Below are 14,417 nucleotides of genomic sequence, written 5' to 3' on the forward strand. Positions count from 1 at the left end.
GACCAAAATTTATTTATTCATCTGGGGAATGGACTTTACGTGGGACTCCTAAATCGTCTGCTATATCGTCATAATCATCACCACATTCATAAGGATCTAGCAGGTTATAGGCTTCTATTAGCAGCTCTTTAGGTGCGCTCTTGTGTAGCCATGCTTCTACTAAATAATAATCAATTGCAATCGATGGTTCGCCTGCTCGAATAGCACTATTGGCTGCTTCTTTAAAACGTTCGTCCATAGTAGGTTCTGCATAGGGACGGAGCTTCTCAGCCATATCATAACAAAGTTTCATCATGTCCATTAGCTTTTCACACCTCTCTTATCTTCCACATCATTATATGCAGTAACAACACGCTAAGATTTTTTCTTTTTGATAAACGCACTTCCAGGATAGCATCAGCTTATGCGGTAAAGACCGTGAGCCAAGGCGAAAAATGACACCACACTCCAGCGATAATAACGAGTGAGAACATAGCAGATACTATTGCGTCTAATTTCATAATGAGCCTGCAGTATAGTGGATAGTGAGTCCCGGACACTTGGTCTGTTCGGGACTCTTTATTTACTTATTGCGCTTCAAGGATTACCACTGCGTAGTATCACCCCCGCGTATGCGGGAAAGACATGGAGATTAAGCCCCTTCTGCATTGCGTTGCGGGATCACCCCCGCGTATACGGGAAAGACTGCGTTTGGTGTTGCTGACTTCGTTAAAGCGCGAAGTCAGTCCTCGCTTGCGTTGAGAGCACGCTGTGCTTTCAACTTTGAGCAAGCTCGGCGCTTCAAGGTGCTTTCGTGCGTTTTGTGTTGCACTCAAGCAGGTTGAAGTGCTCACGCATACGCGGGAAAGACTTTTTAACTTGTTCGGGAATTCCGAACAACTCAGGATCACCCCCGCGTATGCGGGAAAGACTAGGTAAGTTTTGCCACAAGCTGAACGCGTACAGGATCGCCCCCGCGTATGCGGGAAAGACTTAATATTAGTCGCCTTGAAAATAGAATGTTGAGGATCACCCCCGCGTATGCGGGAAAGACCACAGACAACAAGCGGCTACTTTGCTTCGTTTGGGATCACCCCCGCGTATGCGGGAAAGACTCATCGGGTGTGGCGTCTTTAGGCTTTTGTCTAGGATCACCCCCGCGTATGCGGGAAAGACTTAGCATTATTAACACTTGTATTATATGTACGGGGATCACCCCCGCGTATGCGGGAAAGACGCGTCTTGCGCCGTTGGTTCTTCGTGGGTTTGGGGATCACCCCCGCGTATGCGGGAAAGACAGTGATACATTGCGCTTATTTGCTTCCAGCTGAGGATCACCCCCGCGTATGCGGGAAAGACGATGAATCCTGAAGTGGATCGTACTATTGCGAAGGATCACCCCCGCGTATGCGGGAAAGACGCATCTCACGCCTCCTAGCACACCACAGGGCAGGGATCACCCCCGCGTATGCGGGAAAGACGCTTCTAGCATGGCAACAAGCGTATACAGATTGGGATCACCCCCGCGTATGCGGGAAAGACCTTCTGGCGTGTATCCGAGTACTCGCATTATCGGGATCACCCCCGCGTATGCGGGAAAGACACTTAAAAATCCCAATAAAATAGCTATTTCTCCAAGACTAAATACTAAAAACTATTTACTTTTCAAAACTAACCCATCGTTGCGCACAATCCTTTAAAATTATAGCCTTATGCAAGAAATTTTAACAATTCTTTCAAATTTAAAACAAGCTGCGTTGTTAGCCTAGCATCCATAAGAGCTCTATGTGGAATGGATTCAGCGATGTTGTATTCGTGCAATACTGTTTTTAATTGGTAGTTTTTTAAAAATTTCTTTTCTTTCTTTACAAAACGGGAAATATTAAAAATTTTATTAATTGAAAGAGAATCATCAAATCTTTCATCTAATGAAGATAAAGCAGAATTCAAAAATGACATATCAAATTGTACGTTGTATCCAAGTACAGGTAATTTTCCGACAAAATCAATAAATTCTTTTAATGCTAAATCTAATCTTACACCATAAGATTCAAGCATGTTGGATGTAATACCAGTTAGCTCAATAATTTCATTAGGAATAAAATTATTTTTGTTAAAATTACTAACGCTATAGCAATTAATATTTATTAATTTCTGGAATTCTTCAATTTTCCCATCAATGAACTTAACGGCTCCAATTTCAATAATTTTATCAACTTTGCTATTTAAACCTGTAGTTTCGCAATCTATTACAACAAAATTTTTATCTATTTTATCTATAAAATCCTTCCAGTAATCGGTACAAGTTATCTCTTCATTATCCGTAGTAAATTTTGCAGTTTGAGAAGCATTATTATAACTTAGATAACTAATATTTTCATTAGCAAGATTATTTTTAATTGTGCTAGAAGGAGTATTAATATTTTTACGCCTTATGTTTGAAAATTTCTTTGCGTTATGAAAATGTGCTGCATTACTAAATCCATGTTTAATATCGTTTTCCAATGTATCAACTGGTGGAATACGCACCAGAGGTAATCCATCTGAATAAATCACTTCACGATGTGAATGAATAGTTTTAAAATCGTATCCAATTTCATTTCTGGAAGAAAAACTCATTGTTGCAGTACCATTACCAGCACTGTTTTCTATACGCTCCCATAATTCCTCTCGGATTCTACTATTGAAATTGCCGACGTAAACGCCTGTAGCGATTTCTTGCATCCACTTGGTTAAATCACCTCTTAAAGATAATGGGCAATTAGTCATCGTAATCACAGTTAACGGCATATCAATTCACCTCACTGTAATTTACGCCAGAAGCTACTAGAAGTTCCTTATCGTCCCAAAGATGTATTACATCAACAGTAATTTGGTTGTCAATCGGGATTTCAAGAAGATTTTGTATATCATTAACGATACGAGACATTATGTTGCAATTTGTGAAACAATCGCGCATCTTCAAACGCATTAACCGTTCAATATCATCCTCGGATTCACACTGAGAAGCAATTTCAAAAGATGCAGGAATAGTTAATTCAGCTTTATATAAGTCTGAAATATCGTATACCAGAGAAAGATCATGTCCAGTATGCACAAAACCTAATCCAGGTGCCAAACCTAAGGCAGATATTACGCTATGAACTAAACCGTAAAGACATACGTTGCCTACAGACAATGCTTGATTAACGACAGTGCCACTTTCAAAATCATCGACTTTATAATCGCGACCATTCCATTGGATATTGTATTTATTAGACATCTCCCTATATATGCTTCTTACACGAGCTCCTTCTCGACCTCTTAATTGTTGCATAGTATATGAGGATACATCTTCATTAGGGAAACGCATTTGATACATTTTTCTTGCAACGCTCAATCTTGACCTACTATTAGTAACAAGTTTTGCTTGTTTTTCCAACAATCTTGAGCTTCTTGACAATGCTCTACCATGAGCGTAATTGCGAACACCATGCTCGCCAACCCAAACTATGCTTGCGCCAACATCTCCAAGTAATTCCATAGCTCTATGAGTAATCTCAGTGCCAGGACCTAAAAGTAAAACGCCAATCATTGCAGCAGGAACTCTTATAGTTCCATTTGCATCAAAGACTGTAACAGCACTATCAAGACGATTAATTTTCGCATGCTCTACGTATATAAAACTCACTCTGTCGCTTATACGTGGAAGCTCTTGTATTTCAGCTTTTTTGGCACCGAATTTCTTTTTCATACTGTTACAGCCTTTAATAATAAAATAGCGCATTTATTTAATTGCCTAAAGGAATTACTGTCATCATTCCAAAGCCATATGCTTTCTTTTTACCAATTCCTTCTAGCAGTGTTTTACGCATGATGTCTGCATCGGTAATTGTTAAAATACCTTGATAAACAGCTTTACTTAATCGAATAGGTTTTTCTGACTTTGTAAATAAGCTATATCCGCGTTCAACAATAGCGAATTCATTTTCGTTCAACGAAAACCCTAATTTTTGTGCGCGATTAAGCAAAAAATTCATCTGCTGATCATAAGTAACATGTGGCACTACCCTACCTCTAGTAGTGCGAGTTTCATCAGTATCAGAAATAGAAACAACAGGGTTAATCGTCACACGAAATTGCATTCTCATGCCATTCATTAGTGAGTCTAAAAACTTATCATAAGTTTTACTTGACGCTGTTCCTGAGACACCATACATTTCTAAACGTTGCAAATCTGGTTCAGAATCGCTCACTATAAGCAAGTAATGCTTTCCATGCAGAACATCAACTCTCCATAGTTTTCGGCTTCTTTCATGTTTTTCCCATTCGTCAGGAAAACTTTGCTCAACCCAATTATGGAAAGCTCCTACAGATTTAAGATCTCTCAATGATGAGGGCTTTTTATAATCAATTTCAACTCTGCTTAAATAAGACATTTAAGACTCCAATCCAGAAAAAGCATCATGCTCAGCAATAAAATCTCCAATAGATTTCACATGCTTACTATCTGATGAAATACCTTCCGAATCCGAATTATTGTGTAGAATTCTCTTAATTGGTATTTCCATTTTTGACTCGTAACGGAATCCGAATTTTCTTTCCTTGTTAGAGAAAGAATTAACGAAATCCTTGCGCAATCTGCGAACTGATCCATGAATTTTATAAGTACTAGTATCGTCTTTAACTAATTCTGCTGCAGCTTTATCTACTAAATCAGAATCAGCGTATAAGGATATAAATACTTCATCGCATGATTCATTAGAAGACTCTGGTGCTTCAGATTGTCTAGAAGTATTAAATCTTTTTTTAGACCACTTGTTTGCAAGCCACTCATGTGTTAATAAAGCATGAATTACTCCACAATCTTCTACTCCTAGAATAAAGTCAGCAGTAGGAGGCAATGATCTTCTGCCTAAACTAGATTGAAAATATGGCGAGCGCAACGCATTGTTAATACTGTAAATAAGTTGCTCATTATCGGATCCTATTGCAACTAGGAATATGGCATCTTCTAAATAGTAACGATTCGTAACGTAATTCTTTTCAAAATCACCGTTAGGCTTATATTTTGCAGCAATATGATAGTCTCTAAGCAAATTTCCTTGCTGATCTATTCGTACTGCAAAATCTAAATCATTAAGCTTTGCAATCTCTTCATCACAATCTGCGCTTCTTTCATATCCAAAAGCTGCAGCAATCATGCCTACTACTGCACTTTTAGATGGATAGTAGTCTGTGTGACGAGTCTCAAAATGCGAATCTGTACCCCATGATTGCAACGGTCCAGAAAACTTCAGTAATAAACTTTTCATAAGCTTCCTAACTGTTAAACACGAAATATCAACTAATAAGTGTTATTTATTAAGGAATTTACTGAAGGAATTCGGAGACTTTAGAAGAAAAGTCATCCAATAATTGCTGCATATTTTGCTCTTCCACTCCTAATTTAATTTCCTCATTTGAAGAATCCATTGTTACATAGAATGATGCAAGTGGCTTATGGACGAATTTTTGAACTTTTTCGTATTCTTGAGATAGCTTTTCTATAGATTTTGAAACATATCCGTCCTTAGATTTTACTGGATCTTCAAATGCACTAACTAAGTTCACTGGCCTATCATCTCTTAAAGTTACTACCAGCATTTGTGGCAAAGTTTGATTAGCAAAAGTATTTACTTTGCCAGTAGGCATTGCATTAGCAAAAGCTTCAATAAAAAGTCTAAGAGCATTAATTGTAGATTCTTTGTTATCGCTCAACTGATGGCTAAACTCATGTACTGCCACATTTGCATAACGATACAGCGTTGAAGAATTATATTCTATTGTTCCAAGCATTCCAGCTCCAGCATTATCCTCAGTAGACAAGTCATCAACAGCAGTATAGTAATCAAATTCAGCACGAACAGCGTGAGTGGAAATTGCGTGAGCAACTTGCGAAGAAGCGTCCTCATTAAGCGATGGATCATCTGCAAGCATGCGACCGAATAACGCAATATCAATAGGTGGATTATCTTTCAAGATTTCTTGCAGTTGCTTCTTGTCAGTAACATTGTTGATTGCTGCTTGCGCTAGAGAATTTGCTTGAGTCTCTCCTAAGAAGAATAAAGCTTTTGCTGTAGGAACTGTTTCTCCCTTATCTGTTTTAGTTTTAACGCCAGCAGTATTTAACGTTTTATCTGCTAAATCTAATGCTTCTTGTTCAGATAATTCTGGTTTTAACGCAATGATTTTATCTGCAACGTATTTAACAATGTTTTTGCTTCGTATTCCAACATTAGATTCTCCGCTGTGTTCTTTGAAGTATTCACGCATTGAGTGCTTCCAGCATTGAGAACTTACTCTGGTTCTAGTTACACCGCCATATTGAGCAGTCTTTGGACTGCCCGCATCATCGCGATTAATATTGCATGGTGGAACGGTTTGGATTGCTTGAATATCTAAGAATAAGTGAGCGTTCATGATTTTACCTTTCTAAGTTTTAGTTAATTTTTTGATAACGCTGTTTTTGAAATATGTAATTTTTAAAATATATGATGTTGCTAAAAGTTATTGCTACTAGCTGAAGCGATAGTATTCTTGTGCCCAAGAAAGTCTTACTTTTTCTGAATCTTCAAACTGAAGCAAATATAAATCGCACGCAAGTTTAGAATAATCAATCGCTTGTTGATTTTCTTTTGTTCTGCTTTTTAGCAATCGGACTAATTGACGAAGATAGTAGTAAAAACTCTCATAATCGCTTGCAGTAATCATAACACTAAAGCGCCTATCCATAGCTCCACGTACGCCTTCATCACTTCTTAGTGCTCTTAAAGCTGTTCCCATATTGTTATAAGATTTTTCATTTTCTAAATCTTCAGATTTGTTCAAACCTTTATAACTTGATTTTTCTACACCACCTTGTTCATACAACGCGTATATTTGCAAAGTGTTTATAACAGCTCGCAATTGGTAGCTAACTTCACCATATTTATTGATGAAGCTTTCCGGAACATTGCTTAATATCCATGGCCATATTCCTACTGACTGACTTAATGGCTTACCAATTGTGTGGCGTAGTTGAGCAAGCATAGCTCGTCTCGATGCAATATCTGAGCTGTTCAAAAATTGATTTATGATTTTGCTAACAGCGCTTGATACTTCAACAGATTTGCTTTTATTTTCAGCCATAATAGCCTCCTTTCTATGTCTTTTATTTTCCTGATAATTTTTTTAATCGACTAGTAAAAATGTTGTAAGCTGTAACTATATTTTTTGTAGATTCTTTCTCGCTTTGATCAGATGGTCTACCTGTAAAATCGCGCAATGTCGCATTTTCTAGCATTCCTTTTGCTTCATTTATGAGTATGCTATGCAAAGTATTTCTCCATTGAGTACAACGTTCATTCATTGAATCTTTTGGTTTAATATTTGCTAACCATTCTCTAAACGGTTTGTCAACTAAGAAATAAACCTGACTAATATGCTTAGCGGAATATTTAGTTGCATCATCTTTATTTCTATTGCGTATTTCACATATGTCTAGAAGAAATTGCTTGTAAATAAATCCTATTGCAGATCTTGTATACTCAACTTCATTGTTAATTCTGTATACCCATCCATCGTCAGCATTATCAGTTACTACGACTTCATCAATATACAGAGTATCGCATATTTCATCTGTAGGAACCCAAGATGTAGCATTACCATCATCTTTCATACTTACAGCTTGCAGTGAAATAGAAGAACCAGCAATATCATGTTTAATTTCGTTCAGCCATTCCATAATTCCTGGTTTATGATTTTTTACACTACCATCGTATAATTCTTGCGATGTAAGTAGTCCAAATGATCTCCACATAGCTTCTTCTGTTCTATGCTTCCTTGGAGTGTATTTATCCTTGTTTTCACCTTCCTTGTTATACTGCCATACTGTCATTGGTTCAATAAAAGCATTTTTATGATTAATATCAGGAAGTTTCACTATAGAAACCGATATTGGATTGTCAACACTAATATCAGGATTTATATATATTGCCCTGCTCCAGCGAGTGTAAAGCTGGGAAATATTGTCAATAAATGTATCGTAAAACGAATTTTCAATATTTTCTGTTCCTGAATATTCCCAACATGGCTTTTGTTTTTTCTCAGGAGATTGCACTTCACCAACAAGTACACAATTAAGCATAAGAGTTTCAAATAAATTTGCTCCTATTATCTCAATGCCACCGAGGTCAAAAAGCCAACCTTTAGAAGCTTTATATTTTTCCGTACCAAACATGGTTTTATCTGCTAATCCAGCGTATGACTGTAAGGTAATAATCCATCTTGCTAATTGTGATTCAGTAAGCGACGATTTGTTATTATCAACATTATCTTTTGGAGAAAATACAGCTATTTTATTGTTACTTTCAGAAATCAATCGATTTATATTTTTACCTGATATCTCGCTAGGAGATTTACCGCCAAGCTTTTTACTATCGATATCCTGTTTAAGTACTTGGAAAAATGGATATTTGTCATCAAAAAGGTAGAAATGATCATGCCATTGTTCTAAATATTTGAAAACTGCATTTGGAAACTTTTTTGAATTCCAAACTTCGCGCCAAATATCCATTGTTTCTTCATTGAAATCATCTTCACTATCTTCACCTGAATCAAATTCACGAGAATTTCCCTGAATATCGTACCTAGAAAAAACAGTATGAAGCGCAGCAAGCAAAACACGAAGCAATGCAAAGTCCTGAGTTTTCATATCGCCAGCAAGAGCTTTATATTCTGATGCATGCTTAAACGCATCTGTAATTGATACGAGTTTATTGTGACCTTTTTCGTCTACAATGACGGAAATCCAAGGCTCATCTAGTAGATTAAACCTGCTCACCTTTTTATTCCTTTCTGTCTTCTTCCGAACTCTTAATACATACAATACCACTTTTTTCAGAATACACAACTCTATATTTCGAAAATTCGCAAATGTTATTTTCATCGAATAGAAGTACCAAAGAACCTCGCAACCAAGGCTGATTATCCCAGTTTTGGAACTGTTTTTGATTGCGTATTTTTTCTAACTCTTTAATTGTTTCATCAACACGATTGCTGTTTAATGTAAACATCCACGGCAATCCTACTGTTTCTTGAGCAAGTTTCATTGCAACTTCTGAATTATCAATATTTTGCGAAATATCTTCACAATCATGGAAAGTTCCATAGCCAGATCCAACTTTTTTCACAGCAATAACTTCTATAGATTCACCGCTATTACGAACTTGAGCACATGCAAATTCATCAGATTCATTTGTAATTGGATTCTTCAACAAACCGACGATAGATTTTTTGCCGATTTCTGATTTTGGATTTTCAATTCTATATGTTTTTGCTGAACTTTCATTACTATTTCTGATTGAATCATGTTCTCTTTTTGCAGAAACATACGCATATCTCAAATCTTCCTGTAACTCTAAAGGATTATCTCCATAAACTATTTGCACTAATCGAGAAATATCTTGAGGCATGTTTATAACATCTGGCAAATAATATTGAGTTCTCATAAGTAAATATTTGCTGTAAATAGACTCTGAAGCTTTCTCAAATTCATAACAATCACTGGTTCCCAACACATATAAAATTGGTTTTTTAAGAAAATCCGGGCGTTCTATCGTATGCCTGTGTAATCTACCAGCACGCTGAAGTAATAAATCTATAGGAGCAAGATCAGTAAACAAAACATCAAAATCAATATCAAGCGACTGCTCTAATACCTGCGTACCGATAATTATTGCACGAGCAGGTCTATGAGCATTCTTTCCAATCATATTGCAAATTTGTTGTTCTTTTCTAACTCTATCTGTAGCAATAAATTGCGAATGAATAACTATAACTTCTTCGTCAGTAAACTCACCAACGCATGCATTATAAATTTCCTGAGATCTTTTAACGGTGTTTACTATAATCCCAGCAATACCGCCATTATTTAGCAAGGATTTAAGCTCATTAACAAGTGATTCGTGTAAGTTATCATCTGTTATTTTTCTTACAGAAACAGATTTATTCTCACTAGTATCATTTTCAATAAATTTTTGTTTTACACAGTTTTTATCACTGTACGTAATTAAAGGATAATTATTTGTTTCAAAATCAACATTAGATTTATCGCATTCTCTCCAATTAAATCCAAACAATCCACACATATAGGCTTTTATAAGTTCTTTTCTACGCTTAGCAGGTAAAGTGGCGGAAAGTAACACTACAGGAACACCGTATGCTGCCATCCAAGTAAGAGATTCTTCAAGATACTTATTCATATAAGCGTCATAAGCGTGCACTTCGTCAATAATTACAACTTTTTTACTTAATCCCAAATGACGAAGCATAAGATGTTTTTGCTTTAACGAAGCTAACAAAAATTGATCTACTGTACCAACAACAAAGTCATCCAACATTGCGGTTTTTCGTCCAGTAAACCAATCATTAAGTATTACTCCATTATTATTTACATCATTACTACTAGAAGTACTTTCACAACCATCATTCATATTTTGCATTCCATGCGGCAAATGTGCATAATCTGCATTCAGTTCAGCTTTACCATGAACTAAACGTAAACCAATTTCACCCTGAAAATCACGATTCACGCTTTTAAGCCAATCCTCAACTCGCTTAAACATTCCGTTAGAAGTTGCTTGAGTAGGAAGACCGAAGAATACTCCGCTTCTTCCGGTTAGATTTGCTAATTGTTCAGCAGCAATTAAAGAAGCTTCTGTTTTCCCAGATCCCATTGCAGATTCAAGAATAAAAATTCCAGGCTCTTTAGACTGAGAAATAGCATCGCACAACGCTATCTGAATATTATTTGGCAAGAAACCAAAACGATGTTTGTATACTTGCGAAACATTACTACAACAATTTAATGATTCCCATACGTCTTTAGAACCATGTTGCAACCACTTTTCCCAACCTTTTCTATATCTTTCTTTCTGATTTTCAATCAAATCTTTTTCTATTGAAATAAGTGGAAAATAGTGTTCATTACTAGCAATCCAATCAGCCATAATTACTAATCCACACAACAAAACTTGTGCTGGCTCACTTATTTCAGGAAGATCATCTACATTAGAAAAATCATTTCTTTCTAAAGCCCAAACCAAAATATCATTCTGCAATTTTTTCCATAATTTACTATTCTCACTTTCAGTTTCACTTTGATAGTAATGGTCAGAATACGCAGATTCGTTATTTTTATAAACAAAATCATTATCTAAAGGCTTACCGTGATGAGCACCAACGATTGCACAAATTCCTTCAGGAACTCCAGCATTAGAAAGAATAGTTTGACCAGTTATAGTGTGATGGCTACTCGAACAATCTTCTGCCTTAATAATAAAATCATCGATATTTGTAAAACCAACAGTAGCTAACTTATTCTTTAACGCAATATCTAAATCTTCTGATTTTGAATACGATTTTCGAAACTGAAAAACGGGAGTAGCTTTACCAATATCATGTATGCATCCTAAAAATTGAGATAACTTTTTTGCATCAACATGTTTGCTCAATGAGGCTTCAATCAATCTTCGCTGACCATCGCTAAGCCAATGATCCCATAATTGACCAATAACATTTCCAGTATCTTCAAGGTGTTGAGCAAGAGGAAGCCATTGCATTACTCCATTAACTTCTCTCTTTTTACCCCATAATTCAGGATTAACAACATGATTACAACTCATGGTTACTGTCTTTCTATTTTTCCTAATCCACAATGATTATTAAATAATGGCAAATATACTCTCAATAAGAGCATTAAGAAAGATTGTGTTGCATATTTATTACTAAACTAGTTGAGCTTCAAACGTATTGCATGCATTTGAAGCTCAAATAATTGCCTCGCCAATGCGAGAAAGACGATAGAACACGAAACATAGAAGGATCACACCCGCGTATGCGGGAAACTCTATCAAAAGCGATTATACATCAACAACATTGTTATTGTGATTCATTGTTATTTTGATTCTTTAATCTAGATCTTCTGCGTATAAAGTTAGGCCAGTTTGTAGTGCAAATCCTAGATTTTTTAGAGCGTTATAAACTTTACGAACACTATCCTTATTAGAAATTATATCAATCAATAAATCAGCATCAGAAGTAGGACGTGCTGTAATTTCATTCATTATTGCGTGTAACTGAACCATAAGTCCGCCAGTTAAAAACCATAGTGAACTATCGCACGATTTAGATAGTGTATATATTGTGCTCCACGGATGCGTGCTACTAGAAATTTCAACTGTATGTGTAGGTACACTCATGCCAATCATTAAATTCCCCCAAAAAACTCCCCCAATATTGTTTTTAAATTTTAGCAAAAGGTATGATTCTTTTTTATTCATTTATTGCGTGATTAAATTTTATTTTGCGAGATTGTATTCAGTAAGCAGTTCTGAGAGCTTGTTTAATCCTGCTTGGCGCTCGCGAACGTCAAGAGATTCTGCCAAATCTGCAGCGCACACTGCGATCGGCATAAGGGATTTTGTCGATGATTCTTGTGTGCCTTCAGTAATGTGTGAAGACACATTTTGGCAAATAAAATCGAAAACATTAGAATCTTCGATAGCGCGGAATCTAACATTAATTATTGAACTATCCGCGCCGTCTTCTTTATTTTTAAGATGAAATTTATTTACCAAATCTTCTAAATTATTACTGCTTATATATCCTTCTATTTTGTCACTTTGCGTAAGTTGGAATTGTGAGCGCATATTTCCGGTTGCTGCAGAAAGTATTAAGTGCTTTGAAAGTTCTACCAAACGCGATTTTCTGCACCAATATTCCATTGTTTTCGCGCGATTTTTAGATCGATTAACTAGCTCTTGTGGGGTAATCGATTGCAAATATTCTTCTATGCGATATTTCTGTTGCCTATTAATCCATGAAACTTCACAACCGCTAAGCATAAACAATGTTGCAAAAGCTAATGATGGAGCATATGCCCTACCGCTTTTAGAGTTTTGTTGTTTATAACGATTTACGGAATCAAGTGAAATTAAGATCTTCCTACTTCCAAATGCGTATGTTGTTAGTAAATGATTAGAGCATAATGCGCTAACTCTTTGAGTGCTAACTGCTAACTTGGCTGCAGCTTCCTCACGCGTAAGAAGAGTATCGTTCACAAAAATAGACATAACGCAAGTGTATCAAAATTGTTGCGATAAGGAAATAGTTTTGATACGCGGGTGCGAGTGGTTATTAAAGGCTAGTCTGTCTAGTTCTATTTCAAAAAAATATCTATCATATTTGCTTACACACTTTTGGCTTATAATCCTATGATTCTGGTTTTAAGAAAAAGTTTATCATTTTATGCTTCATAATTTTATCTATAAATCTTTTCTTGTTCTTTCGTTTATCACATTATTTAATGATTCATTATCAAAATGGATTATACGATTTAGAGTCAGCATAATATTTTCCAATGGTTTAATTGATTCTGGAAAATTTTTTACAATTGTTTCACGCAATGATTTTGAAATTTCACTCAAAGCGGGCGAAACAGCTTTGATAAAATGCTCATTGATTCTATTCGTTTGAATGATTCTAGTAAACGAAGATAAAACATTTTCTAAATCTGTAACGCTCAAATGCTTTCTGTTCTCAAAATCAGCAACGGCAATATCTAACTTCTTTATATATTGCTTAAGTATATTTCTATATTTGCAAAATTCAGTATCAGAAATTTCTTTGTTGTGCACTACTTTGTTTCTTATTTTTCTAATTTCATCAAGACTATTTCTAGTTAAATCTATATTTCTTTTACTAAAAAGTCTTTCCCATAATGATATCTTTTCACCCTTATTTAATATATTAATAATATTATTTGAAGATTCCCGTTTTTTCAAAGCTAATTTTGCATCTTCAATTACCTCATTTGCATCTTCAATAGATTGTTCCTTAAATAAATAATCAATATAATTTTGAAAAGTAAAACAATCTAAAGCAATCTCAATATAACGATTTTTATTCCTTATATTCTCTGCAACATCATTCTTAATTTCTTCGTCGACTAAAGTTTTTTTAGTCCATTCTGTACCATATGCGCTTAACACAGTAAGGTATACAAATTGTCTTAATTTCCTTTCAAATGTGAATATATACTTAGACAGGTTATTGCAGTAATAATCTGAAGCTCCATCAAAAATGACAACAACGTTATATTTGCATCTTAGATTATTTTTTATAAAAGCGAACTTCAAAGACTCGATTGAAATTGCTTCTTTTCTTGTAGTTTTCTTATTAATAGTTAAAATTTTTAGCCTAATTTCTTCGCCTATTTTCTGAATATTATAATTAAATTCTTGATCATCGTTGTGTAAGCATAATGTTTTTTCTTTAAAAGAAATCAGGTCTGCGAAATTTTCCTTAAATGAATCAATATCATTTTCGCTATCCTTATTTTTTAGCATAAATACAAGGTCAATAAACATAAGTCACTT

The 14,417-nt window shown here is 35.4% G+C and carries 12 protein-coding genes and 1 CRISPR repeat array; all 12 genes read right to left on the minus strand.

The features are described 5' to 3' along the window. Window positions 1–13: 13 nt before the first annotated feature. Window positions 14–301: a hypothetical protein gene (locus tag AC1EKT_RS01790; RefSeq protein WP_415689764.1), complete on the minus strand. Its 288-nt coding sequence runs from the start codon at window positions 299–301 to the stop codon at window positions 14–16. A gap of 582 nt (window positions 302–883) precedes the next feature. After that, window positions 884–1,582: direct repeats of the CRISPR family, unit length 28 nt; unit sequence GGATCACCCCCGCGTATGCGGGAAAGAC. A gap of 107 nt (window positions 1,583–1,689) precedes the next feature. Next, window positions 1,690–2,769 carry a type I-E CRISPR-associated endoribonuclease Cas2e gene (gene cas2e, locus AC1EKT_RS01795; protein ID WP_481615950.1) on the minus strand — a complete coding sequence of 360 codons (1,080 nt, stop codon included), beginning with the start codon at window positions 2,767–2,769 and terminating at the stop codon, window positions 1,690–1,692. Window position 2,770: 1 nt separating this feature from the next. Then, the gene (gene cas1e, locus AC1EKT_RS01800; protein WP_415689760.1) at window positions 2,771–3,712 is read right to left on the minus strand and encodes a type I-E CRISPR-associated endonuclease Cas1e; all 942 of its coding nucleotides are present in this window, start codon (window positions 3,710–3,712) and stop codon (window positions 2,771–2,773) included. Between the two features lie 37 nt (window positions 3,713–3,749). Beyond that, window positions 3,750–4,397: a type I-E CRISPR-associated protein Cas6/Cse3/CasE gene (gene cas6e, locus AC1EKT_RS01805; RefSeq protein WP_415689758.1), complete on the minus strand. Its 648-nt coding sequence runs from the start codon at window positions 4,395–4,397 to the stop codon at window positions 3,750–3,752. Then, window positions 4,398–5,273 carry a type I-E CRISPR-associated protein Cas5/CasD gene (cas5e, locus tag AC1EKT_RS01810; protein WP_415689756.1) on the minus strand — a complete coding sequence of 292 codons (876 nt, stop codon included), beginning with the start codon at window positions 5,271–5,273 and terminating at the stop codon, window positions 4,398–4,400. A 58-nt stretch (window positions 5,274–5,331) separates the two neighbouring features. Further along, on the minus strand, window positions 5,332–6,420 hold the full coding sequence (gene cas7e / locus AC1EKT_RS01815) for a type I-E CRISPR-associated protein Cas7/Cse4/CasC (RefSeq protein WP_415689754.1): 1,089 nt from the start codon (window positions 6,418–6,420) through the stop codon (window positions 5,332–5,334). A 96-nt stretch (window positions 6,421–6,516) separates the two neighbouring features. Then, the gene (casB, locus tag AC1EKT_RS01820; RefSeq protein WP_119526642.1) at window positions 6,517–7,128 is read right to left on the minus strand and encodes a type I-E CRISPR-associated protein Cse2/CasB; all 612 of its coding nucleotides are present in this window, start codon (window positions 7,126–7,128) and stop codon (window positions 6,517–6,519) included. Between the two features lie 22 nt (window positions 7,129–7,150). Further along, window positions 7,151–8,821 carry a type I-E CRISPR-associated protein Cse1/CasA gene (locus AC1EKT_RS01825; RefSeq protein ID WP_481615951.1) on the minus strand — a complete coding sequence of 557 codons (1,671 nt, stop codon included), beginning with the start codon at window positions 8,819–8,821 and terminating at the stop codon, window positions 7,151–7,153. Between the two features lie 4 nt (window positions 8,822–8,825). After that, a complete protein-coding gene (cas3, locus tag AC1EKT_RS01830; RefSeq protein ID WP_481615952.1) occupies window positions 8,826–11,663 on the minus strand; it encodes a CRISPR-associated helicase Cas3' in 2,838 nt (945 codons plus the stop codon). A 285-nt stretch (window positions 11,664–11,948) separates the two neighbouring features. Then, window positions 11,949–12,248 carry a hypothetical protein gene (locus AC1EKT_RS01835; RefSeq protein ID WP_481616216.1) on the minus strand — a complete coding sequence of 100 codons (300 nt, stop codon included), beginning with the start codon at window positions 12,246–12,248 and terminating at the stop codon, window positions 11,949–11,951. Window positions 12,249–12,338: 90 nt separating this feature from the next. Continuing rightward, window positions 12,339–13,112 carry a helix-turn-helix domain-containing protein gene (locus tag AC1EKT_RS01840; protein WP_415686852.1) on the minus strand — a complete coding sequence of 258 codons (774 nt, stop codon included), beginning with the start codon at window positions 13,110–13,112 and terminating at the stop codon, window positions 12,339–12,341. 192 nt (window positions 13,113–13,304) lie between these two features. After that, window positions 13,305–14,408, minus strand: a complete 1,104-nt coding sequence (locus AC1EKT_RS01845; RefSeq protein ID WP_415686853.1) for a hypothetical protein — start codon at window positions 14,406–14,408, stop codon at window positions 13,305–13,307. Window positions 14,409–14,417 lie beyond the last annotated feature (9 nt).

Source organism: Bifidobacterium sp. C0047B3, from assembly GCF_056590535.1.

Coding starts and splice junctions, on each gene's coding strand:
- cas3 (WP_481615952.1), bottom strand. CDS start 11,663: ATGAGTTGTAATCATGTTGTTAATCCTGAATTATGGGGTAAAAAGAGA.
- cas1e (WP_415689760.1), bottom strand. CDS start 3,712: ATGAAAAAGAAATTCGGTGCCAAAAAAGCTGAAATACAAGAGCTTCCA.
- casB (WP_119526642.1), bottom strand. CDS start 7,128: ATGGCTGAAAATAAAAGCAAATCTGTTGAAGTATCAAGCGCTGTTAGC.
- cas6e (WP_415689758.1), bottom strand. CDS start 4,397: ATGTCTTATTTAAGCAGAGTTGAAATTGATTATAAAAAGCCCTCATCA.
- cas2e (WP_481615950.1), bottom strand. CDS start 2,769: ATGCCGTTAACTGTGATTACGATGACTAATTGCCCATTATCTTTAAGA.
- cas5e (WP_415689756.1), bottom strand. CDS start 5,273: ATGAAAAGTTTATTACTGAAGTTTTCTGGACCGTTGCAATCATGGGGT.
- cas7e (WP_415689754.1), bottom strand. CDS start 6,420: ATGAACGCTCACTTATTCTTAGATATTCAAGCAATCCAAACCGTTCCA.
- AC1EKT_RS01840 (WP_415686852.1), bottom strand. CDS start 13,112: ATGTCTATTTTTGTGAACGATACTCTTCTTACGCGTGAGGAAGCTGCA.
- AC1EKT_RS01835 (WP_481616216.1), bottom strand. CDS start 12,248: ATGATTGGCATGAGTGTACCTACACATACAGTTGAAATTTCTAGTAGC.
- AC1EKT_RS01845 (WP_415686853.1), bottom strand. CDS start 14,408: ATGTTTATTGACCTTGTATTTATGCTAAAAAATAAGGATAGCGAAAAT.
- AC1EKT_RS01790 (WP_415689764.1), bottom strand. CDS start 301: ATGGACATGATGAAACTTTGTTATGATATGGCTGAGAAGCTCCGTCCC.